Genomic DNA, 21583 nt, shown 5'->3' on the forward strand with positions numbered 1-21583 from the left:
GGTGGCGGGGTGAGGCCCGGTCAGGAACCGGCCGGGGTGTCCCGCCGCCCGTCGAAGACGACGAGCTGGCGTCCGCGTACGCCGCCCGCGGCAAGGCGGCGGTGGGCGTCCGGTACGGCGGACGGGGTGAGCAGGGAGTCCGTGCGCAGGGAGAGCAGTCCCTCGCAGGCGAGTGCGGCGAGTTCGCTGAGCGCCGCGGCCTTGTCCGGGTAGGCCATGACGTTGAGTTCGTGCCGCACGATCCCGCGGGGCACGGCCAGTGGGCCCGGACGGCAGGTCACCACGGCGCCGCCGTCGCGGACGGCGCCGAGCACCGGTTCGCCCAGGACGGCGGCGTCCACCAGCGCGTCGACGCCCTCGGGCACGGCGCGGCGGTACCGCCCGGCGAGCGAGGCCGCCGCCGTGGCGATCGCGTGCGGTGCGTCCGCCAGCTCCTCGTGCCGCGCCACGATGATCTCCGCGCCGAGCTGCTTCAGCAGCGGCTCGTCCTCGGCGGCCGCCTCGGCGACCACGCGGAGGCCGCGGTGCGCCGCGAGCTGGATCACGAAGCCGCCGAGTGCGCCGGCTCCGCCGGTGACGGCCAGGGTCGCCCCCGAGCGGAGTCCGAGCAGGGCCAGCGCCTGATGGGCCGTCAGCGCGTTCATGGGCAGCCCGGCCGCCCGGACCAGGTCCATGCCCGGCGGGACCAGCACCGAGTCCGCGGCGGCGACGACCACGTACTCGGCCTGGGCCCCGCCCAGCGGACGGAACGGGTTGACGAACGCCATGACCCGGTCGCCCAGGGCGAACAGGGTGCCGGCGCCCGCGGCGTCGACGGTGCCGGACACGTCCATGCCGGGGATGTACGGGGGTTCGAAGGCGGCCATGTAGGCGGCGAGTTCGCCCGAGCGGAGCATGAGGTCGGTGGGGTTGACGGCTGCGGCGGCCACGCGGACGCGCAGCTCTCCGGGGCCGGGGTCCGGTATCCCCCGGTCGATGACCTCGAGCACGTCCGGTCCGCCGTATTCCAGGATTCCGACTGCGCGCATGGTGGAGCACTTCCGTTGTGGGGCCGTGAGGCCTGCGGGTGGGTTGTCTCGGGTGGGTGGAAGGGGGTGGTCAGGCCGGGTGCCGCAGGCCGGCGGGTGACGTCCGGGCCGTCCACAGGGGCTCGGGGAGCCGCAGCGGGGGCGCCGGGGGCGGGGCGGGCAGCAGGCGCCAGCCCTCCCGTGCGGCGATGGCGCGCAGTTCCCGGTCGCCACCGACCACCACGCCGCGGCCCGAGGCCCGCAGCATGGGCAGGTCCGAGGCGTGGTCGCCGTAGGCGGTGGCGGCGGCCCGGTCGACGCCGTGCTCGGCGCACCAGGACCGGACGGCCTCCGCCTTGGTGGCGCCGATCATCGTGACCGCGGCGTCGCCGGTGTAGTGGCCGAGGACGGTCTCCGGCTCCGTCGCCAGGACCGCGTCCACCTCCAGCAGGCGCGCCAGCGGCGCGATGAGCGCGGCGAAGGAGCCCGACACGAGCACCACGGGCTCCCCCGCCGCCTGGTGCCGGCGCAGCGCGGCGACGGCCTCGTCGTGCAGGAAGCCCCCGGACTCCAGCTCCGAGCGGAACCAGTCCTCGGCCAGGTCCGTCACGTAGGAGACGCTGAGCCGGGCGTAACTGGCGAAGTAGGCGCGGTTGGTGCGTGACCGGCACACGCCCGCCTCGGTCATGGCGCGCAGCCGCTGCCGCTCCTGCGTGTAGGCCTGCGGGGGGCGTCCCTCGACGGCGAAGCGGTACTCGAGGAACCGGAACAGGGTGGTCCCGGTGGTGAGTGTGCCGTCGACGTCGAAGAACGCGGCCCCCGCGGTGCCGGCCGGGCCGTCACCGGGCAAGGCGGGCGCCCTTCGCGGTGAGCAGCCGGGCGGTCTCGGCGACGTCGGAGGCGTCGAGTATCTCGTCGTCGCCGATCTCGACCCCGTACACCTTGGACAGGTGCACCGCGAGTTCCAGCAGGACGAGGGAGTCGAAGTCCATGTCCTCGTACGGCGTGGTGGCGGTCGTGCCCTGCGGTGCCTCGAACTTGCCGCGGACGATGTCGAGCACGGCCTCGGTCAGGTCGGCCGGGGCGGTGGGTGCGGTCATGGTGTCCTTCTCCTTCGGTCGGGCGGGGCCGGCGGGTGGGGCCGGGCCGGGTCAGGCGGGTACGACGTCGGGCCAGGTGAGTGCCGCGGAGCCCCAGGTGAGCCCGCCGCCGAAGGCGGTGAGCAGCACCCGCTCCCCCACCGTCAGGGAGGCCGCGGCGTCCGCGAGGGCGATGGGAATGGACGCGGCCGAGGTGTTCCCGACCTGGTCGAGGTTGACCACCGCCCGCTCGGCGGGGATGCCGAGCTGCTCGGCGACCGCGCGCAAGATGCGGACGTTGGCCTGGTGGCCGACCAGGTGGCCGAGGCTCTCGACCGGCCAGCCGATCCGGTCGAGCAGGGACGCGGACGACTCGCTCATGCGCTGCACGGCCGAGAGGAAGACCTTGCGGCCCTCCATGGCGAAGTACTCGTCGCCCGGGGCGGGTTCGGTCAGCGCGGCACGCTGCCGGGAGCCCCCGGCCGGGATGCAGATCACGTCCTTCTGCGTGCCGTCGGAGCCGAGTTCGAAGCCGTGCAGGGCGCCGGGGAGGTCTGCGTCGCCCGCGGTGAGGACGACCGCTCCGGCACCGTCCCCGAAGATCACCGAGGTGGTGCGGTCGGCCGGGTTGAGGATGGTCGAGTAGGTCTCGGCGCCGATGACCAGGGCGGTCCGCGCCCGTCCGGCGCCGATGGCGTTGGCCGCGGTCTCCAGCGCGTAGACGAATCCGGAGCAGACGGCGCTGATGTCGAACGCCGCCGCGCCGGCCAGGCCGAGCCGGGCCGCGACGTCGGGCGCGGTGGCCGGGCACAGGTGGTCGGGCGTGGTGGTGGCCAGGACCACCAGGTCCACCGCGCCCGGCCCGGGGTCGACGCCCGCGGACTTCAGCGCGCGGTGCCCGGCTTCCACGGCGAGGTCGCCGGTGGAGGTGCCCGGGTCCGCCCAGCGCCGGCTGCGTATGCCGGTTCTGGACGTGATCCACTCGTCGGTGGTGTCGAAGCGGTCCGCGAGTTCTTCGTTGCTGACGCGACGCGGAGGAAGGTAGGCGCCGAGTCCGGTGAGTACGGCGGTCAGGGGCATGTGTCTCGCCTCCCGTGGAGGGCCGCGGGCCGCGGGCGCCGGTGGTGACCGGCTGCGGCCGAGGACGCGAACTGGGATCGGAGCCGTCGGCTCCGGGTGGTGGTGCGCTCCCGGGCCGTCACGCGGGGAGCAGGTGGGCGACGGAGCAGCTCAGCCGCAGGCCGGCGTGGTCGGCGGCGATCTCGGCGCTGCGCCAGGTGCCCTGGGCGCTGTGCAGCAGCTGCGGTTCCCGGAGCCGGACGGCGAACCGGCCTCCCGCCGTGTCGGCTTCGGGCGCCGGCCCGATGACGGTGCGCCGCATCCACAGCGTGTTGCTGTCGGCCCGGGGGACTCCGTCCAGCGAGTAGAGCAGGACCTGGCCGAGCTGGAGCGCCGCGACGAACAGGTCGATCATCGACGCCGGGCCGTCCGGATCGAGGGTGAGGTCGGCCCGGGCCAGCGAGGCGTCCGGGAGCACCTCGACGGAGGTGAGCAGCTGCCGCCGGTCGCGGTGCGGGGTGCCGAAGGGCGCCTCGTTCCAGGGGCCGGGCAGCGCGTCGGCGTCCGCGTGGCGGGCCGTGCCCGGCCGGGTGGGGGCGGCCTGCGGCGCGCCGGTGCCGGCGGTGGTCTCCACCCGTACGGTGAGCGGGCCCACGCGGCATTCCATGGTCGTCGTGCCGTCGCCGGCGGTGTCCAGGAGCCGGCCGGAGACCGGGAACGTGTCGAGGTCCTCCTCCTGCGGCTTCTTCCCGGCCTTGATGGTCAGCGACCGGACGGTGAACGGCGTGTGCGGGCCGAGGCTGCGGGTGTGGGCGGCGTGCAGGCCGGCGAGCCGGGCGCCGTAGAGCATGACGTCGATGGTGGACAGATGGGGCCGCTGGGTGCTGTCGCCCTTGCGGGACCAGGCGCCGGGGATCTCCAGGCCCGCCGTGGCGGTGATGCCGCGGTCGTCGACGGTGAGGTCGGTGAGCGAGTGGTGCACCCGTTTGAAGCCCTCGCCGAAGAACCGTTCCTCCCTGGCGCCGAGGAAGTCGTCCACGGTGCCCAGGGTGTCGAGAGGTGCTGCCGTAGTCATAGAGTTTCCTTCGTAGGCGGCCACACCCCTGCGGGGTGACGGCCGTTGAACGGCGACGGCGATGCCCGGGACCCTCCGCAACAGTGGACCGGGTATCGCCGACGTCCAGGTCGGGCGGTGCTCAGGCGGTCCGGCTGGCCTGGACGGGCTCAGCGGTGCCCGCGACCGGCTCGGTCTCCGCGGGGTCGACGTGGTCGCCCGACGCCGGCTTCTTGAAGTTGAGCACCACGAGGAACGTGAGCGCGATGCCGACGGCGATCGCCCAGGTGGCCGTGGTGACTCCGTCCATCAGCTCGCCGAGGTCCTTGGTCTCGCCGCCGCCCGAGGCGTTGGCGATCGCGATCAGCACGGCGAGGCCGACGGCGCCGCCGATCTGCTGGCCGGTCGTCGCGATACCGGAGCCGATGCCCTGGTCCGCCGCCTCGACGCCGGTGGTGGCCGCGGCGAACATGGTCGTGAAGACGATGCCCTGGCCCAGTGAGAGCACGAACAGCGACGGCGCGATCACGCCGTACGAGGCGTCCTGGCCGAGCGTGAGGGCGAGCACGACGGTGCCCACCAGGCCCATGGCCAGACCGATGAACAGGGTGTTGCGCACGCCGAACCTGGTGGCCCACTTGCCGCCCACGATCGTGCCGATCAGCACGCTGCCGGACGGCAGCACGAAGGCGAAACCGGTGGTCCAGGCGCTGTAGCCCTGGACGATCTGCCAGTACTGGGTGAGGAAGTACGCAAGGGCGCCGAAGGTGGCCATGAACAGGAAGGTGATGCCGGCACCGGTGGACAGGTTGCGGTTGCCGAACAGCCGCAGCGGCACCATGGGGGCCGCGCTCCGGCTCTCGATGACCAGGAACAGCGCGAAGGTCAGGACGGCGACGGCGAGCGCGGCCAGGACCTGGCCGGAGCCCCAGCCCGCCTCCGGGCCCTGCACGAGGGCGAAGACGAACAGCGTGGACGCGACGGTGCCGGTGATCGCGCCGGGCAGGTCGAACCCGCCGCCGGCCTGCGGCTTGTCGTCGGGCAGCAGGGACATCGCCACGAACATGGCGGCGCCGGCCAGCAGCACGTTGACGTAGAAGACCGAGGGCCAGCCGAAGGCGTCGGTCAGCAGACCGCCGAGGATCGAGCCGAGCACCATGCCGGAGCCGCCGGCGCCGCCCCACACGGACAGGGCGCGGTTGCGTTCGGCGCCCTCCGCGAAGAGCGTCGTGACGAGGGACAGGGTCGCCGGCGCGAGGAACGCGCCGCCCAGGCCCTGCACCGCCCGGGCGGCGATGAGCAGCCACGGCTCCTCGGCGAGACCGCCCGCGAGGGAGGACGCCGCGTAGAGGAAGAGGCCGAGGACGAACATCCGCTTGCGGCCGAAGAGGTCGGTCGCCCGGCCGCCCAGCAGCAGGAACCCGCCGAAGGCGACGGCGTAGGCGGAGACCACCCACTGGAGGTCCTGGGCGCCGAAGCCGAGCTGGTCGCCGATCTCCGGCAGGGAGACGAAGACGATGTTGTAGTCGATCGCAATGATCATCTGGGCGAACGCGAGCAGTGCGAGCACCGCTCCCAGATGACGCGGCCGTGTCGAGTTGATGCCGGACACGCCGGTTCCTTTCGTGGTTGACGTCGGGGGGACGAGGTTGGGAAGGGAGGGGACGGGGGGTGGGGACGTGCGGGGGCGGGAACGGCGCGCCGGTCAGTAGCGCATGGCGTAACCGATGCGCCGGGCCAGGGACTTCTGGCGCTGTGCCTCGTGGAAGCGGGCGTCGGCCTTGAGGTCCTCGATGTCGGCCAGGACGCGGCGCTGCGCCTCCTCGATGGCCTCCTCGATCGGGACCACCACCGGCAGGTCGAAGAGCTTGACGATTTTCTCGATCCGGTCCGGGATGGGACCGCCGATGACCCGGTAGGGGATGTCCATCCGCTCCAGCGCCTCGATGAGCAGGTCGTCGGAGAGGCGGCGGAACTTCTCGGAGACGGGCCGGTGCCCGTCGGGCTCCATGTCGAACTCGACCGGCAGGTGGACGTAGGCGTCGTAGATCCGCTTGGCGCGGGCACGGGTGATGTCGCCCAGGGTGTCGGTGTAGCGCTGGTAGAAGTGCTTCACCGGCAGGCCCATGACCTTCTTGATGCCCTTGAACCACCAGTCGGCGCCGGGGTTGATGCCGACGCGCATCCGCGCCTCGAAATACACCCACTCGTGGAACACGCCGCCGTCCGAGATGAAGGCGTCACCGCTGGACTCGTTGTGCACGCGCTCCTCGAAGCGGCGCAGTCCGAGTTTCACGAGTTCCATGGCGTTGAGTTCCATGACGGTCTTGCCGGGAACGAGGTCCACCAGCAGCTCGCGCGAGGTCTTGGCGTGGGTACGCGGTATTCCGGTGGCTATGGAAAGGGCCTCGGTCGTCGTCGACTTTCCCGTCGAATACGTGCCGGAAATGGCGAGCTTCAGCTTGGGATTGTCCTTGAAACTGGGTACTTCGAGCGCGGACACAGGTGGTCACCTTTGCGGAAGAGAGCCTGGGGGCTCGGTGGGTGGGTCAGCGGGCGGACGCGGTGAGCCCGACGGCCTCGTCGGGAGTCATGACCGTGGCGTCCTGGAGCCCCAGGTGCTTCACGGTCTGGGCGAGGCGCTCGGCCACGTCGCCGTGGACGGTGTGCACGGGGACGCCCGTGGCCTGGAGGGCGGGCAGCAGCAGGGAGTCGGACAGGTGCCGGAAGTTCTCGTTGACGGGGCGGTTGTCCGGTGCCAGCTCGAACTCCACCGGCACGTGCACGAAGGCCTGGTATGCGGTGCGGGCGTGGTGCTTCATCAGCAGGCCGATGTCGTCCACGGCCGCTTCGAGCGCGGCCGTCGTGGTGCTGCGGTGCCGGTCCTCCAGCGGGGTGAGCGTGCCCGGGTACGAGCCGGCGACCAGGCGGAGCTTGGCGTACACCCACTCGTGCACCACGGAACCGTCGGACACGAAGCCCTCCGGGTGGGCGGCCTCGCCGAGCAGCCGTTCCGCGTAGCGGTTCACGGTGAGCTGGATGAGCTGCCCGTCGGTCCAGTTGTGCACACTGCGGCCCTCGCCCCCGATCGGCTCCCGCATGGGCGAACCGTGGGTGCGGGGCAGGCCGGTCAGATGCGAGAGCGCCGTGGGAAGCGTTGTCTTTCCCGATCCGTAGGCGCCTACGACGGCGATTCGTTTCGTCACGGATCAAGCATCACAGGGGACTTTCACCTGAACCAGTGGCCATCAACGCTATTGCCACGACCAACAGGATGAGCTCGAATCCGGAAATGGGAAGTCCGGATACAGGTTACGGGAATGCCGGTGGAACCGGAGCTGGAATTCAAAGTTCCGTAACACGGGTGCGCCCGGCCCGCCGGGGAGCCGGCGGGCCGGGCGCGCGTGAGGGTGAGGGGGTCCGGGTCAGCGGGCGGTCGCGGCGAGACGCGTGCGCAGTGGCTCGGTGTGGGGGAACAGGGCCCGGTTCTCGGTGCTCCACCGCACCGACTCCAGGCCGCGGTCGGCGGTGCCCGTGAACCGCGGGGCCACCTCGGTCGCCAGCAGTTCGAAGCTGCGCTTGACCTTCTCGAAGGAGGCCCAGTTGACCACGTAGGTGAGGAACGTGCCGAAGCCTCCGGTGGTCTCCTGGAGGTTCCGGATGGCCTCCACCGCGTCCTCGACCGACCCGACGACCGCCCGGCCCTGCTCCACGGTCGCCTCCAGGTGCCGGGACTCCGGCACCCCTTCGAGGCCGCCGAGGACGTCGGCGCCGACCGCCTCGCCCCAGTAGCCGTGCAGCCACTGGCCGAAGCCCTCCCGGGCGTCCCGGAAGGCCTCCTCGCGGGTCTCGGCGATGTGCAGGGGCACGGCGATGCGCCAGTTGCGGCGGTCCACGCGCTGGCCGTGCTCCTCGGCCGACTCCTCCGCGTAACTCCACTGCCGGGCCAGGTCGACGGCCGGCCAGCCGGGCGGCGGGGCACCGAACGACAGCAGGCCGAGACCGTACTTGCCCGCGATCTGGGGGCTGTTGGGGGTGCCGACGCTGGAGACGGCGATCTCGATGCCGGGCTTGCTGTAGCGCGGCAGCTGCATCTTGGCGTCCTGGAGGGTGTACCAGTCCGTCTTCTCCGAGATCCGCTCCTCGCCGTTGACCAGCTCCATGACGGTGGGGATGGCCTCGCGCGCCATGCGCTTCAGCTCGCCGAGGTCGAGTCCGAGCATGTGGGCGTCGTTGGGAGTGGCACCGGGGCCGACGCCCAGGATGTACCGGCCGCGCGTCAGGTGGTCCAGCATGATCGCCCGGGTCGCGACGTGGAACGGGTGGTGGAAGGGCAGCGTCACCACGCCGTTGGCCAGCTTGATCTGCCGGGTCCGCTCGGCGAGGGCGGCGATCATCGTCTCCGGGGCGCCCACCGTCGGCCAGGACAGGGAGTGGTGTTCGCCGAACCAGCACTCGTCGAAGTTGAGTTCGTCGAGGTGCTCGACGAGCTGCAGGTCCCGGCGAATGGTCAGGTGCGGGTCCTGTCCGGGCGTGTGGAGGGGGGAGAGGAAGGCTCCGAAGCCGGTGTGCATGATGCTCCTGTGGTCGGGGGTGGGCGACGGACACCGTGGCGCCGGACGCGCCCGGCAGGGGTCCGTCGGGTCGGGGGCCGGCTGAATCCCGGACGGCCACGCACTGCGGGTGGGGCCGGGGTCGGGGATGGCCGGGATCGGCTGATGGCCGGGATCGGCCGGTGGCCGGGATCGGCCGGTGGCCGGGATCGGCCGGTGGTCGGGATCGGGGGTTGTCGGGATCACGGCGTGGCCGGGATCGGGGGTTGTCGGGATCACGGCGTGGCCGGGATCGGGGGTTGTCGGGATCACGGCGTGGCCGGGATCGGGAGTTGCCGGGATCACGGCGTGGCCGGGGTCGGGAGGCCGCCGGGGTTGGTTACTGCGCGCTGCCGGTTTCCGCCGCGTGGGTGATGCGGTCCAGCAGCCGGTGGTGGGCGGCGGCGTGGGCGAAGTCCGGTACCACCGAGGTGCCGTCCCGCAGGTCGGCACGCAACTGGTGGTAGGCGTGGGCGACCACTCCGGCCGGTCCGTCGAGGGCCGCGAGGCGGTCGAGGCCGCCCGGCAGCAGATAGTCGCCGGGCACCGGCAGCGGCCGCAGTTCCCGCTGGTCACCCCGGGCGCCGCGCAACTCCACCTGGCCGAACTGCAGATGGCCGGAGTCGCCGGTCAGCACCAGGTCGCCCTCGGTGCCGTTGATCTCCCAGAGCAGGTTGGTTCCGCGCGAGGAGCCGCCCCGGTAGTGCAGGGAGGCGACCGCCCCGCTCTCCAGGCGCCCGGTCACGGCGATCTGGTCCTCGGCGGTCATCGGCAGCGTGGCACCGGTCTCGGCGATCCGCACCCGGGGACGCCGGGTCGCCGTGGTGGCGGTCAGGCTCGCGAACCCGGACAGCACCATGGTCAGCGCGTCCAGCGTGTGCCCGAACGGAACGGTCAGCAGGGTCGCCCCGTTGGCGCGGTCGGCGACGTAGGCGGTGCGCTCGGCCACCACCGGGCCCCAGCCGCCGCCGGACCCGACCAGCGTGGTGGACAGCACCTCGCCGACGAAGCCGTCCGCGACGAGGTCCCGGAGGTAGCGGACGACCGGAGCGGACCGGGCCTGCAGGCCCACCGCCGTCCGCACGCCCGCCTCGGCCGCGACGGCGGCGAGTTCCTCGGCCTCGGCCGTGCCGTTGCCCAGGGGCCACTCGCTGAGCACCGTCTTGCCGGCCCGCAGGACGGGCAGGATCAGTTCCCGGTGGCGGGGCACGCGGACGGCGACCACCACCAGGTCGACGTCGTCCCGGGCCGCGAGTTCTGCGGCGTCGGTCCCCGCGGCCGACTCGGGCAGTCCGAACGCCGCCGCGGCCTTGCGTGCGGAGTCGGCCGTGGACGCCGTCAGCGCGCGCAGTTCGTAGCCTTCGACGGCTCGCAGTGCGGGCACGTGGCCGCGCCCGCCCCATCCGCCGTCCGCGCTCAGTCCGACGATCCCCACTCCGAGCGGGGCCGCTGTTTGCTTCACGAATGCATCGTCCTTTCCTGAAAGAGGGTCAGAGCTGGGCGTAACGCCCGTACAGGCCGCGGAAGAACAGCAGGGGCGAGTCCTCGTGGTGGGTGTCCAGGTCGTGGACGCGGGCTATCACCACGTCGTGGTCGCCGGCCGGTATCTCCTCCTCGACGGAGCACTCGATCCAGCCGATCGAGCCGTCCAGCACGGGCGCCCCGCCCGGTGAGGCCGTCCAGGAGGCCGCACCGAACTTGTCGCCCCCGCTGGTCGCGAAACGGGTGCTGAGATCGCGCTGACCCTCGCCGAGGATGTTCACGCAGAACCGGTCCGCCGATCGGACGTCGGGCCAGCTGCTGCTGGTCCTGGCCACGCAGAACAGCACGAGAGGGGGGTCCAGGGACACCGAGGTGAACGAGTTGACGGCCAGCCCCGCGGGAGCACCGTCGGAGCCGCGCAGCGCCGTCACGGCCACCACTCCGGTGGTGAACCGTCCGGCGACGGTACGCAGCCGCCGCGGTTCGACCGGTGCCGGGCGGGACATCGGGGGAACAACCGTTGAGGACATGCCTTCAGGCTCGGCCGGGTCCGTACGACCTGCCAGTGCGCAGGCAACATATTGCTCGCGCCAACAGAAGAGAACGGCCACTTGTCCCCGGCCGGGAATATCCGCGGGGGTCACGCACAGCACGGGACGACTCCGCCGGCGGAAGCCGTGCGGGCGGAAAGCGGGGAAAGCAGGGAAAGCAGGGAAAGCGGGGGAAGCGCGGGGAGGAGCGGGGAAATGCGCCCGGCCCCCGGTCCGAGGGGACCAGGGGCCGGTGGGCCGGGCAGGCGGGAGGACGTCAGTCCAGCGGCTGCCACCGCAGCGCGTCGCCGGAAACCGCCAGCCGCCCGAACACCGCGCCGGAGAAGTGGCCGGCGAAGCCGATCGTGCCGGGCCGGGAGAGTTCCGCCACGACCTTGCGGCGGCTGCGGACCGCCTCCGCGGGATCGATGTCGGAGGCCGCCCGCCAGGTCAAATCGGCCAGTTGCAGGGCGGAGTGCAGGACGTCGCCGACCACCACGGCCGCGGGCCCGCCGGAGCCGCCGCGAATCACGTACGACAGGTGCCCCGGGGTGTGTCCCGGCGTGGCGAACGCCGTGACGCCGGGGAAGAGCTCCTGGCCGTCCCGCACGGCCACCGGCTGCCCGGCCGGACGGCGGTGCGCACCGCGCCATTCCGCGGCCGAGGCCACGAACCGGGCACCGCGCAGCCGCTCGTCCCCGGCCCAGCCGACATGGTCGTCGTGCAGGTGCGTGAAGGCCACGGTGTCCACCGACTCCCAGGCGGCCCCCGCCGCGGCGAGCGCGTCCGGCAGGCCTCCGCCCTCGATCCGCCCCAGGGGCGGGATGGTGTGGTCGGCGGGGACGTGGGCCGGCCCGAAGCCGGTGTCGAGGAGCAGGGCCCGGTCCTCGTACTCGACGAGCAGCGCACCGACCGAGGCCCGCAGGAAACCCTCGTCGTCGAGGTGGCCGCCGTGGTCCTCCCAGAACGCACCGGGTGAGTCCGGGAACCAGGCCCTCGGGTGCAACTGCACGTAGCCGTCGGGGAGATAGGTGAGCCGGTGCGTGCCGAGCCGGACCCGGACCGGCTCGGTCACATGGCTGTTCAGCACGGTGCTCACCGGGCCTCCCCCACCAGGCCGTCACGGCCCAGGCTGTTCATCCGCTGCGCCAGCGTCACGTGGGACATCCGGCGCAGCGCCGCCTCCGTGCCGGTGCCCGGAGTGGGCAGGAACACCGTCATCCGCAGGGCGATACGGCGGGTGAAGTCGAGCGTGGCGCGGGTGAAGTGCAGGTCGCCGACGGCGGGGTGGGTGAGCACCTCGGGGCCGCAGGAGTCCTCCAGCACCTCGTGCCGGTCCCACAGCTGCGCGAACACGGGGCTGGCGACGCGCAGTTCCTCCACCAGCGCCGGGATCGCCGCGTCCTCGATGTGCAGCGCGGCCTGGCTGCGGAAGCGGGCCACGACGGTCGGGGCGATCTTCTCCCACAGCGGGTAGGCGGACCGTACGTCGTCGTTGGTGAAGAACTCCCGCAGGATGTTGTACGGCCGGCGTCCGCCGAGGCCGCCGACCCCGGTGCCCGCGTCGAGGCAGGCGCCGCCCGGACGTTCGTCGACCATGCCGAGGAGGGACTCCGCCGCCGCGTTGGCGACCACGACGTTCCAGGCGTGGTCGGCGATGTACGCGGGGTTGGGCCACCAGTTCTCGACGAACGGGCGCATGGCCTCCGCCTCCGGCGGGGCGTCCGGCAGCAGCGGGACGGCCTGCACACCGGCGAGCTGGCGCAGGTACAGCCGTTGGTTCTCACTGAGGCGGAGCACGCGGGCGATGGAGTCGAGCACCTCGCCCGAGACGTTCTCGGCACGGCCCTGCTCGATCCACGTGTACCAGGAGACGCCCACGCCCGCGAGCAGTGCCACCTCCTCGCGGCGCAGGCCCGGTGTGCGGCGTTTGCCGGCGTCCGGGAGACCGACCTGGTTCGGGGACACCTCGGCCCGCCGTGCCATCAGGAACCGGCCGAGTTCGAGGAGGTGCGGAGGTGCCACGCGCCTGGCGGAAGCAGCGTTTCCCATCGGTTGCGGTTCCCCTTCTGTTCATGGCGGAGCAGGGGGACGTACGGACACACCAGGTTCACGCGGCTCCCCCGTGCCGCCTGCCCCTCTAAAACAAACATACTCACCTGTTTATTTCGGTGGTGCTACAGGTTTTGGATGACGGGCCGCACGGACGTGAGAAGCGTCACTCACGGTCAGACGTCGTCACCCGACGTCGTGCAGCTCCGGGTCGGGGGCCGCGTCGGCCAGCTCCAGTTCCTCCACCCGCTTCTCGTCGGTCCGCAGGCGCAGCAGCAGCCCGGGGGCGGCGATCCCGGGCAGCAGGGCCCGCCACAGCACGCAGACACGGAACAGCAGGTCGGCCCGCCCACAGGACAGCTGGGACAGCAGCTGGATGCCGGTGAACGCCCCGACGACCAGGACGGCGATCTCGTCGGGGTCGGTGTGCGGGAGCAGTTCGCCCTTGTTGCGGGCCTGGTGCAGCAGGTCGGCCACGCTCTGCCGGGACCACAGGTAGGGGCGGGTGCCGGGCTGGTAGGAGGTCTCCTCGGTGGCCAGCCGCACGGCGGCCTGCAGGATCACGTCCTGCTGCAGCGCCCGCGCGTAGGAGAGCGTGAGGTCGATGGCGGACTGCAGCGAGCAGTCGCCGGGCAGGGAACGCAGCAGGGGCCGCTGGTACTCGACGATGGCGTCGGCCAGCGCCTCCTTGGACGGGAAGTGGAAGTAGAGGGCCCCCCGGGTCACACCCGCCCGCCGCAGTACGTCCGTGGTGCTGGAGCCGTCGTAGCCGTACTCCTTGATGCATTCGGCGGCGGACCTGAGCAGCAGTGCCCGGGTCCGCAGGGCGCGTTCCTGACGTGGCATGTACGGGATCTCCGAGGTGAAGGGGCGGAGGCGGGTAACCGGATGACGAACACCGGAAAACAGATAGGTCTGTATGTTACCCGCGGTCCGGGGATCCTATAAGTGGGGCGTCGGCCAGGAAAACAAGGGGCGGCGCCCCGCGTTTCCGCGCAGCGCCGCCCGGTCGTGTGGTCCGACCGCTCCGTCGAACCGGTCCTCGGTCAGTGGAAGAAGTGCCGCGTGCCCGTGAAGTACATCGTGACGCCCGCCTTGCGCGCGGCCTCCACGACCAGTTCGTCGCGGACCGAACCGCCGGGCTGGACCACGGCCTTCACGCCGGCCTCGGTGAGGATCTCCAGGCCGTCGGGGAAGGGGAAGAAGGCGTCGGACGCGGCGTAGGAGCCCGCCGCGCGCTCGGCGCCCGCCCGCTCGACGGCCAGCTTCGCGGAGTCGACGCGGTTGACCTGCCCCATGCCCACGCCCACCGAGGCGCCGTCCTTGGCGAGCAGGATCGCGTTGGACTTCACCGCGCGGCAGGCCTTCCAGGCGAAGGCCAGCTCGGCCAGCTCGGCCTCGCTCAGCGCCTCGCCGGTCGCGAGCGTCCAGTTGGCCGGGTCGTCGCCGTCGGCCTGGAGCCGGTCGGTGACCTGCAGCAGCGCGCCGCCGTCGATCGGCTTGACCTCGACCGGGGCGGCCGGGCCCTCGGGGCAGCGCAGCACGCGGATGTTCTTCTTCTTGGTGAGGGCCTCCAGCGCGCCGTCCTCGTAGTCCGGCGCGACGATGACCTCGGTGAAGATCTCCGCGACCTGCTCGGCCATCTCCTTGCTGACCGGGCGGTTGACCGCGATCACGCCGCCGAACGCCGACAGCGGGTCGCAGGCGTGCGCCTTGCGGTGGGCCTCGGCGACGTCCGCGCCGATCGCGATGCCGCAGGGGTTGGCGTGCTTGATGATCGCGACGCACGGCTCGGCGTGGTCGTACGCGGCACGGCGGGCGGCGTCCGTGTCCGTGTAGTTGTTGTACGACATCTCCTTGCCGTGCAGCTGCTCGGCCTGGGCGAGACCGCCGCCCTCCGGGGAGACGTAGAGCGCGGCCGGCTGGTGCGGGTTCTCGCCGTAGCGCAGGGTGTGCTCGCGCTCCCAGGTCGCGCCGAGGAAGTCGGGGAAGCGCGACTCGTCGGCCGGCGCGTAGGAGGAGGCGAACCAGGAGGCGACGGCCACGTCGTAGGCGGCCGTGTGCTGGAAGGCCTCGGCGGCGAGCCGCTTGCGGGTGGCAAGGTCGAAACCGCCGTTCCGGACGGCCGCGAGCACGTCGGCGTAGCGGGCCGGGCTGGTGACGACCGCGACCGAGGGGTGGTTCTTGGCGGCGGCGCGGACCATCGAGGGGCCGCCGATGTCGATCTGCTCCACGCACTCGTCGGGGGAGGCGCCGGAGGCGACGGTCTCGCGGAACGGGTAGAGGTTGACGACGACCAGGTCGAACGGCTCGACTTCCAGCTCGGCGAGCTGCTCGCGGTGGCTGTCCAGGCGCAGGTCGGCGAGGATGCCGGCGTGCACGCGCGGGTGCAGCGTCTTCACCCGGCCGTCCAGGCACTCGGGGAAGCCGGTGAGCTCCTCGACCTTGGTGACGGGGACGCCGGCAGCGGCGATCTTCGCGGCGGTGGAGCCGGTGGAGACGAGCTCGACCCCGGCCTCGTGGAGCCCGCGCGCGAGGTCCTCGAGCCCGGTTTTGTCGTAGACGCTGACGAGCGCCCGGCGAAGGGGCCGCTTGTTGCTCTCGGCGGTCACTGGATAACTACCTTTCGTCCCTCAATGCGATAGCCGTTGCGGGCGAGCCGCCCCACGACCTCGACGAGCAGCCTTCGCTCGACTTCCTTGATGCGCTCGTGCAGAGCGCTCTCGTCGTCCTCGTCCCGGACCTCCACCACGCCCTGCGCGATGATCGGCCCGGTGTCGACGCCGTCGTCGACGAAGTGGACGGTGCAGCCGGTGACCTTGGCGCCGTACGCGAGCGCGTCCCGTACGCCGTGGGCCCCCGGGAAACTGGGCAGCAGGGCGGGGTGGGTGTTGACGAGGCGCCCGCCGAACCGGGCGAGGAACTCCTTGCCGACGATCTTCATGAACCCGGCGGAGACGACGAGGTCGGGCTCGAAGGCGGCGACGGCCTCGGCGAGCGCCGCGTCCCACTCCTCGCGGCTGCCGTAGTCCCTGACCCTGCGCACGAAGGTCGGCAGACCGGCGCGCTCGGCGCGGGCCAGCCCCTCGATGCCGTCGCGGTCGGCGCCGACCGCGACGATCTCGGCCCCGTACTCCTGCGTGCCGGTGGCGGCGATCTCGTCGAGCAGCGCCTGGAGGTTGGTGCCGGATCCGGAGACCAGCACGACGAGGCGCTTGGCGCGCGGGGCCACGGGCTTGGCGGCCACGGTGGTGGGCCTTTCTCGGGGGAGCGTCTGTCCTGGCGGCCCGCCTCGTGGCGTTTGTGCATTCATACGAATGCTTCGGGCCCCCGGATACGGGGAAGCCTACGAACCGGCCGACCGTCAGCAACGATACCGGCACACCGGACGGCCCCCACGGGACGGGGGCGTGGCCGGAAGGTAGCGTCTGGGCGGGGCTGGTTCGGGAACGCCGTCCGGACGCGGAGCGTTCAGGAGGTGACGGACCCGGATCCGACACCGCCCAGTCCCGTCCAGCCAGTCCTACTCACCCACGGGAAGACGCTCACTTGATGCCGGACCGCAGCCTGCGACTCCTCACGTTCCCCCAGCTGTCGCCACAGGGAGGGGAGCGCGGCGCCGTGCTGCTGCGGGAGCGCCCCGGCTCACCGCCCGAGGCGCCGTCGGACGGCGGCGACCGGGGCGGCCGGGAGCGCGGATCCCAGGAGGACAACCCCTTCGCCCCGCCGCCCGAGGGCACGCCGGACCGGCCCTGGCAGCCGCGGCGCCCCTCCGGGGACGAGGCGCGGGACGACGGAGGGCGTGACCGTTCGCCGTGGGGCAGTCAGTGGAGCGACCGGCAGCCCGGCCGCTCCCCCGGTGGCTTCGGCGAACGCCCGCGCGGTGGCCCCGAGGGCCCGGGCGGCCCCCAGGGTGGCGGCCCGAACATGCGCTGGGACCCGACGGACCCGGCCCAGCGCCGCGCGCGCTTCGCCCTGCTGTCGGGCATGTGGGCGTTCTTCTTCGCCCTGTTCAGCTGGCCGTACGTGGCGCTGCTGCTCGGCGCGCTGGCCCTGTACTGGGCCATCAGCTCCCTGCGCGCCAAGCCCCGCAGGTCCGACCCGGACTCCCCGGCCCCGGAGCAGCAGGGCCGTCCGCAGACGACGGCGGCGGTGAGCGGCCTGGTGACGGCGTCCCTGGCCATCGTGCTGGTCGCCGCGTCCTTCGCGGCCCAGCTGGTCTACCGCGACTACTACACGTGCACCAATGACGCCCTGACCAACGAGGCGAAGCAGTCCTGCTCCGAGCTGCTGCCGGACCAGCTGCGCGGAGTGCTGGACACGGACGGCTGACAGCGCCGCCCCGACCCGGCCGGGACCTCAGGAGGTCTCCGACTCGGGCGGTGGGAAGCCGTAGGACTCGACGGACGTGAAGGCGCCGCCGTGGCCTTGACCTCGGCGGCCGGGGGCCGCGGGGTCGCGCTCGGGGGCTCGGCCGCTGTCCCCCGCGCCCGCGCCGAAGCCGGCGCGCTCGGGTGGGGGTCCGGCCGCCCACGGCGTCGGCCAGTTCTCGTCCGGGGAGGTGCTGTCCGGGCCGTCGGGTGCCCCGGCTGCCCAGATCGCGCCCAGGTCCTCGTCGTCGCCCCAGGCCTCTTCCGCGCCGTCGGCGCTTCCCGCGTCCGCGGCTCCCCTGGCGGTGCCGGCCCGGCGTGGGCGACGGCGCCCGGCCCCGCGCCCCCTCCACAGCCGTCCGCCCCGGTGGCCCCGGTCGTCCTCGGCCGTTTCGTCCCGCTCCCCGCCCATCCGCGGCTCGTCGTCGCGCGGCGGCCGGCACCGCCGGGACCGTACGGCCAGTGCCGTCGGGATCGCCACCAGCGCCAGCCAGGCCAGTGCCGCCGCGCCGACCTGCCACCACACCGGGCCGAAACGGGTTAGCACGGACACCCCGAGCGGCCCGCCCGCCAGCGCGGCGAGCCCCGCCAGCACGGCGGCGCACAACACGGCCGCCAGGCCGGCCGCACGGGCGGTGCGCCCCGCCGACCAGACCACGCCCGGCCGCCCACCCGGCCTCGTCCCGCCCCGCGCCGCGGCGACCGCCGCCTTCGCCACCCACCTGCCCACCATCACCCCGGCGACCAACGGCACCGTCCCGGCCGCCCAGTGCACCGGTGTCCCCGCCCCCGCCTCCGGCACCGCCGCCAGCAGCGGAAACGGCGGCAGGAACGGTGCCGGCGCGGAGGACAAGGGCCCGACGGCATGCCCGGCGCCGAGGGCGAACCCGGGCCCGAGGGCGTACGCGGCACCCCACACCGCCGCGTTCGGCACCAAGGCCACGCACAGCAGCAGCACCGCGAACCGCCCCGACCACCCCTCGGTCAGCCGGAGCAACGACGACTGGGCCGCGGCCCCGTGCCCGGCCAGGGACACCGCCACCAGCAGGGCCCCGCCCCCGAGCAGCACGGCCAGCCCGGCCGCCGCGGCCCGGGCGGCGACCCCCGGGCGTCCGTCCGGGTCGAGCACCAGCGGCCGTACTCCCCCGGGCAGCACCCCGAGCGACCGCCGCAGCGGCCCGCCCGGACGGCCGTGCGCCGACCACACCCCGAGCCCCGTCGCCACGACGGCCACGACCGGTACGCACACCCCCGCCGACACCCACGAGGGCCGCAGCACACCGCCGGCCGCGTACAGGGCGGCCGGCACGGCCACGGCGAGGTAGCCGAGGACGACACCCGTCCAAGCCGTGCGGGCCGGGACCTGGGGAGGTTCGGCGCCCACCTCGATGACGCCGTACTCGTCGTCGGCGTCGTCCCCGCCCCCCGCCCCGCCGTCCGTGGCGTCCCGCGCCGCGCGGTGCAGCAGGTACACGGGCACGGCGAGCAGCAGCAGCGGCGGGACGCCCATGGGGGCGGCGCCGCCGGAGAGCGTGTCGGCACGGACCAGTTCGACTCCGTGGGCCAGCAGCCACAGGGCCGCGGCGACGTGCAGCGCGCCGCCGGGTCCGCTGTCCGGGTACGGCGAGCTGATCCACAGCAGCGTCACGAGCACGGCGAACGACGCGAGTCCCAGACCCGCCGCGACCGCACCACCCACCAGGCCGCCGACCAGTCCGGGCGAACGGTCGCGCATCCGGGTGAGCAGGGGTGACGACGGACGTCGGCGAGCGGTCATCTCGGTCACGCCCGCCATGCTCCCAACGACACGCGCTTTCCCGTCGTAACAGGCGAACCCCCGTTGTGTCGCTCAATATACGTTTATGTACTTTTCTGCACGGAGGGGCGTGCTGTGACACAGAGCCCTGCCATGCCGCTCCCCCCGCCGAAGGAGCGCCGACGCCTGCGTGAGGCCGCCTCGCTGACCCGGGCTCAACTGGCCTCCCGGGTGGGCGTGACCAGCGAGACGGTGCGCGGCTGGGAGACGGGCCGTTCGACACCCCGCGGCCGGAAAGGGGAGAAGTACGCGAGGGTGCTGAACTCGCTGGGTGAAGAGGCCGGAGTGACGTCTCCTCAGACGGCCCGGGAGTCACGCACGGTGGACGCGGTTCAGGCGGATGACCTCACTCGGGCGGCCCCGTCGCGCGGGCGCGGCCGGGCCTCCGCCTTGGGCCGCAAGCGCGCCACCGCGGCGACCGCGACTTCGGCGACTTCGGCGACCGTGACCGCCGGGTCCGGGTCCGGGACCGACCGGGGCCGGGGCTCCGCGAAGGACAGGCGGCGCGCCACTGCGAACGACCCGGGCCGTGGCCGCGCCCCGGCCGCGGACCGTTCCCGCGGCCCCGCCCACGAACGGCCCCACTCGCCCGCCACCGACCGCGGCCACCGGGGACCCGGACCGGTTCACGATCAGCGGCGTGTGCCGGTCCCTGATCGAGGCCGTGTGCCGGTTTTCGACCGGTGGCCCGCCCCTGTCGTCCGCCCGACGCGGACCTACCTGCCGGACGACGCCACCGACGCGCTCACCCCCGACCAGGCCTTCGACGCGCTCTACGCCTTCTGCGCCCCCGCCCTCGTCCGGCAGACCTATCTGCTGACCGGGAGCCGTGAGCTGGCCCGGGAGTCGGTCGAACGGGCGTTCCAGATCGCCTGGCAGCGCTGGCCCGAGGTGGCCCGGGACCGTGACCCGGCGAGCTGGGTGCGCGCGATGGCGTACGAGTGCGCGCTCTCCCCCTGGCAGCGCTTCCGCCTCCGCTACCGCCACCCCGAGCCGCCGCCCTCGGACGCGCTCGACCGCGCGCTGATGGACACCCTGCTGCAGCTCCCGCCGTCCTACCGCCGCACGCTCCTGCTCCACGACGGCGTGGGGCTCGGCCTGCCCGAGACGGCGGCGGAGACGGAGGCCAGCACCCGCGCGGCCGTGAACCGGCTGGTGCACGCGCGGGAGGCGGTCGCCGAACGGCTGCCGGAGCTGGCGGACCCGGAGACGCTGCACTGGCGGCTGGTCGAGCTCGCCTCCACCGAGCGGCTGCGGGCCGCCAAGCCTCAGGTCGTGCGCAGGGACGGGGAACGCCGGGCCCGTTTCTGGACCCGGGCCGCCATCGCCTTCACCCTCACCCTGATCGGCACCACGGCCCTCACCCTGCGCACCGCACCCACCCACTACGAGCCGCCCGTGCCGCAGGGCGAGACCGTCCAGGACGTTCCTCCCCCGGTCGCTCCCGGGCCGCTGTCGGAGTCGGAGCGCGACCTGCGGGCGAAGCTGCGCGAGCAGACGCAGAAGGGGCCGGAGCGGTTGCTGCCACAGCCACGCTGACGGACCGGCGCACGACAGGCAGCGGCGCCGAAGGCCACGAACGGCGGTGGGCCCGCCCCCTGAGGGGGCGGGCCCACCGTCGGCCGGAGCCGGGGATGGTGTCAGCCGGCGAGGATCTCGCGCGCCAGCTTGGCCGTCTCGGTCGGCGTCTTGCCGACCTTGACGCCGGCGGCCTCGAGGGCCTCCTTCTTCGCGGCGGCCGTGCCGGAGGAGCCGGAGACGATGGCGCCGGCGTGGCCCATGGTCTTGCCCTCGGGCGCGGTGAAGCCCGCGACGTAGCCGACGACCGGCTTGGTCACGTTCTCCTTGATGAAGGCCGCGGCCCGTTCCTCGGCGTCGCCGCCGATCTCACCGATCATGACGATCAGGTCGGTGTCGGGGTCGGCCTCGAACGCGGCCAGGGCGTCGATGTGCGTGGTGCCGATGACCGGGTCGCCACCGATGCCGACGGCGGAGGAGAAGCCGATGTCCCGCAGCTCGTACATCATCTGGTACGTCAGCGTGCCGGACTTCGAGACCAGGCCGATGCGGCCCGGCTTGGTGATGTCGCCCGGGATGATGCCGGCGTTGGACTGGCCCGGGGTGATGAGACCGGGGCAGTTCGGGCCGATGATCCGGGTCTTGTTGCCCTTGGACACGGCGTAGGCGTAGAACGCGGCCGAGTCGTGGACGGCGATGCCCTCGGTGATGACAACCGCGAGCGGGATCTCGGCGTCGATGGCCTCGACGACGGCGGCCTTGGCGAAGGCCGGCGGGACGAAGAGGACGGACACGTTCGCGCCCGTCTTCTCGATCGCCTCGGCGACGGTGCCGAAGACCGGGATCTCCGTGCCGTCGACGTCGACGGTCGTGCCGGCCTTGCGCGGGTTCACGCCACCGACGATGTTCGTGCCGTCGGCCAGCATGAGCTTGGTGTGCTTCATGCCCGTGGCACCGGTCATGCCCTGGACGATGACCTTGCTGTCCTTGTTGAGGAAGATAGCCATGGCTGTGTAGTCCCTCG

Annotated in this window: 20 protein-coding genes; 2 read left to right on the forward strand and 18 right to left on the reverse strand. The window is 73.0% G+C overall.

Annotated elements, in window-relative coordinates:
• Nucleotides 1–20 precede the first annotated feature (20 nt).
• From ABTZ58_RS15335 to purN, 16 genes are all read right to left on the reverse strand, one after another.
• Nucleotides 21–1028, reverse strand: coding sequence for an NADP-dependent oxidoreductase (locus ABTZ58_RS15335; protein WP_351355701.1), 1008 nt, complete (start codon nucleotides 1026–1028; stop codon nucleotides 21–23).
• A 70-nt stretch (nucleotides 1029–1098) separates the two neighbouring features.
• Nucleotides 1099–1857 carry an HAD family hydrolase gene (locus ABTZ58_RS15340; RefSeq protein WP_351355703.1) on the reverse strand — a complete coding sequence of 253 codons (759 nt, stop codon included), beginning with the start codon at nucleotides 1855–1857 and terminating at the stop codon, nucleotides 1099–1101.
• Nucleotides 1847–2107 (reverse strand): acyl carrier protein, encoded by a 261-nt coding sequence (locus ABTZ58_RS15345; protein ID WP_351355706.1) that lies wholly within the window; start codon nucleotides 2105–2107, stop codon nucleotides 1847–1849. The genes ABTZ58_RS15340 and ABTZ58_RS15345 overlap by 11 nt, the downstream gene beginning before the upstream one ends.
• Nucleotides 2108–2158: 51 nt before the next feature.
• Nucleotides 2159–3166, reverse strand: a complete 1008-nt coding sequence (locus ABTZ58_RS15350; protein WP_351355709.1) for a beta-ketoacyl-ACP synthase III — start codon at nucleotides 3164–3166, stop codon at nucleotides 2159–2161.
• 118 nt (nucleotides 3167–3284) lie between these two features.
• A complete protein-coding gene (locus tag ABTZ58_RS15355; protein WP_351355712.1) occupies nucleotides 3285–4220 on the reverse strand; it encodes an AvrD family protein in 936 nt (311 codons plus the stop codon).
• Between the two features lie 121 nt (nucleotides 4221–4341).
• Nucleotides 4342–5811 (reverse strand): MFS transporter, encoded by a 1470-nt coding sequence (locus ABTZ58_RS15360; protein ID WP_351355715.1) that lies wholly within the window; start codon nucleotides 5809–5811, stop codon nucleotides 4342–4344.
• A 93-nt stretch (nucleotides 5812–5904) separates the two neighbouring features.
• A complete protein-coding gene (locus ABTZ58_RS15365; RefSeq protein ID WP_309096126.1) occupies nucleotides 5905–6702 on the reverse strand; it encodes an ATP/GTP-binding protein in 798 nt (265 codons plus the stop codon).
• Between the two features lie 46 nt (nucleotides 6703–6748).
• Entirely contained in the window at nucleotides 6749–7405 is a 657-nt protein-coding gene (locus ABTZ58_RS15370) for an AAA family ATPase (RefSeq protein ID WP_351355718.1), read from the reverse strand.
• 219 nt (nucleotides 7406–7624) lie between these two features.
• Nucleotides 7625–8773 (reverse strand): LLM class flavin-dependent oxidoreductase, encoded by a 1149-nt coding sequence (locus ABTZ58_RS15375; protein ID WP_351355721.1) that lies wholly within the window; start codon nucleotides 8771–8773, stop codon nucleotides 7625–7627.
• Nucleotides 8774–9131: 358 nt separating this feature from the next.
• Nucleotides 9132–10253 carry a Gfo/Idh/MocA family protein gene (locus tag ABTZ58_RS15380; protein ID WP_351355724.1) on the reverse strand — a complete coding sequence of 374 codons (1122 nt, stop codon included), beginning with the start codon at nucleotides 10251–10253 and terminating at the stop codon, nucleotides 9132–9134.
• A gap of 28 nt (nucleotides 10254–10281) precedes the next feature.
• Nucleotides 10282–10803 (reverse strand): flavin reductase family protein, encoded by a 522-nt coding sequence (locus ABTZ58_RS15385; RefSeq protein WP_351355727.1) that lies wholly within the window; start codon nucleotides 10801–10803, stop codon nucleotides 10282–10284.
• Between the two features lie 277 nt (nucleotides 10804–11080).
• Nucleotides 11081–11902: an MBL fold metallo-hydrolase gene (locus ABTZ58_RS15390; RefSeq protein ID WP_351355730.1), complete on the reverse strand. Its 822-nt coding sequence runs from the start codon at nucleotides 11900–11902 to the stop codon at nucleotides 11081–11083.
• The gene (locus ABTZ58_RS15395) at nucleotides 11899–12828 is read right to left on the reverse strand and encodes a helix-turn-helix transcriptional regulator (RefSeq protein ID WP_351355733.1); all 930 of its coding nucleotides are present in this window, start codon (nucleotides 12826–12828) and stop codon (nucleotides 11899–11901) included. Before ABTZ58_RS15395 ends, ABTZ58_RS15390 begins: the two co-directional genes overlap by 4 nt.
• A gap of 213 nt (nucleotides 12829–13041) precedes the next feature.
• Complete coding sequence (locus ABTZ58_RS15400; protein ID WP_351355736.1) at nucleotides 13042–13701, reverse strand: ScbR family autoregulator-binding transcription factor; 660 nt, start codon at nucleotides 13699–13701, stop codon at nucleotides 13042–13044.
• 200 nt (nucleotides 13702–13901) lie between these two features.
• Nucleotides 13902–15467: a bifunctional phosphoribosylaminoimidazolecarboxamide formyltransferase/IMP cyclohydrolase gene (gene purH / locus ABTZ58_RS15405; protein WP_351355739.1), complete on the reverse strand. Its 1566-nt coding sequence runs from the start codon at nucleotides 15465–15467 to the stop codon at nucleotides 13902–13904.
• The gene (gene purN, locus ABTZ58_RS15410; RefSeq protein WP_351355742.1) at nucleotides 15464–16102 is read right to left on the reverse strand and encodes a phosphoribosylglycinamide formyltransferase; all 639 of its coding nucleotides are present in this window, start codon (nucleotides 16100–16102) and stop codon (nucleotides 15464–15466) included. Before purN ends, purH begins: the two co-directional genes overlap by 4 nt.
• Before the next feature lie 305 nt (nucleotides 16103–16407).
• Here purN and ABTZ58_RS15415 point away from each other — a divergent pair, with 305 nt between their 5' ends.
• Nucleotides 16408–17187 (forward strand): hypothetical protein, encoded by a 780-nt coding sequence (locus tag ABTZ58_RS15415; RefSeq protein ID WP_351355744.1) that lies wholly within the window; start codon nucleotides 16408–16410, stop codon nucleotides 17185–17187.
• A 27-nt stretch (nucleotides 17188–17214) separates the two neighbouring features.
• Here ABTZ58_RS15415 and ABTZ58_RS15420 read toward each other — a convergent pair whose 3' ends face one another.
• Nucleotides 17215–19020 carry a cell division protein PerM gene (locus tag ABTZ58_RS15420; RefSeq protein WP_351355747.1) on the reverse strand — a complete coding sequence of 602 codons (1806 nt, stop codon included), beginning with the start codon at nucleotides 19018–19020 and terminating at the stop codon, nucleotides 17215–17217.
• A gap of 96 nt (nucleotides 19021–19116) precedes the next feature.
• Between ABTZ58_RS15420 and ABTZ58_RS15425 the strand changes: the two genes are divergently transcribed.
• Entirely contained in the window at nucleotides 19117–20580 is a 1464-nt protein-coding gene (locus tag ABTZ58_RS15425) for a helix-turn-helix domain-containing protein (protein ID WP_351355749.1), read from the forward strand.
• A 101-nt stretch (nucleotides 20581–20681) separates the two neighbouring features.
• Here the strand turns inward: ABTZ58_RS15425 and sucD are convergent, their stop codons facing one another.
• Nucleotides 20682–21566 (reverse strand): succinate--CoA ligase subunit alpha, encoded by an 885-nt coding sequence (sucD, locus tag ABTZ58_RS15430; RefSeq protein ID WP_309096114.1) that lies wholly within the window; start codon nucleotides 21564–21566, stop codon nucleotides 20682–20684.
• Between the last annotated feature and the right edge of the window lie 17 nt (nucleotides 21567–21583).

Origin of the sequence: Streptomyces sp. NPDC094143, assembly GCF_040303825.1 — a bacterium.
In the GTDB taxonomy this organism is placed as follows: Bacteria; Actinomycetota; Actinomycetes; order Streptomycetales; family Streptomycetaceae; genus Streptomyces.

Coding starts and splice junctions, on each gene's coding strand:
- ABTZ58_RS15335 (WP_351355701.1), bottom strand. CDS start 1,028: ATGCGCGCAGTCGGAATCCTGGAATACGGCGGACCGGACGTGCTCGAG.
- ABTZ58_RS15345 (WP_351355706.1), bottom strand. CDS start 2,107: ATGACCGCACCCACCGCCCCGGCCGACCTGACCGAGGCCGTGCTCGAC.
- ABTZ58_RS15350 (WP_351355709.1), bottom strand. CDS start 3,166: ATGCCCCTGACCGCCGTACTCACCGGACTCGGCGCCTACCTTCCTCCG.
- ABTZ58_RS15355 (WP_351355712.1), bottom strand. CDS start 4,220: ATGACTACGGCAGCACCTCTCGACACCCTGGGCACCGTGGACGACTTC.
- ABTZ58_RS15375 (WP_351355721.1), bottom strand. CDS start 8,773: ATGCACACCGGCTTCGGAGCCTTCCTCTCCCCCCTCCACACGCCCGGA.
- ABTZ58_RS15385 (WP_351355727.1), bottom strand. CDS start 10,803: ATGTCCTCAACGGTTGTTCCCCCGATGTCCCGCCCGGCACCGGTCGAA.
- ABTZ58_RS15400 (WP_351355736.1), bottom strand. CDS start 13,701: ATGCCACGTCAGGAACGCGCCCTGCGGACCCGGGCACTGCTGCTCAGG.
- ABTZ58_RS15415 (WP_351355744.1), top strand. CDS start 16,408: ATGCCGGACCGCAGCCTGCGACTCCTCACGTTCCCCCAGCTGTCGCCA.
- ABTZ58_RS15420 (WP_351355747.1), bottom strand. CDS start 19,020: ATGGCGGGCGTGACCGAGATGACCGCTCGCCGACGTCCGTCGTCACCC.
- sucD (WP_309096114.1), bottom strand. CDS start 21,566: ATGGCTATCTTCCTCAACAAGGACAGCAAGGTCATCGTCCAGGGCATG.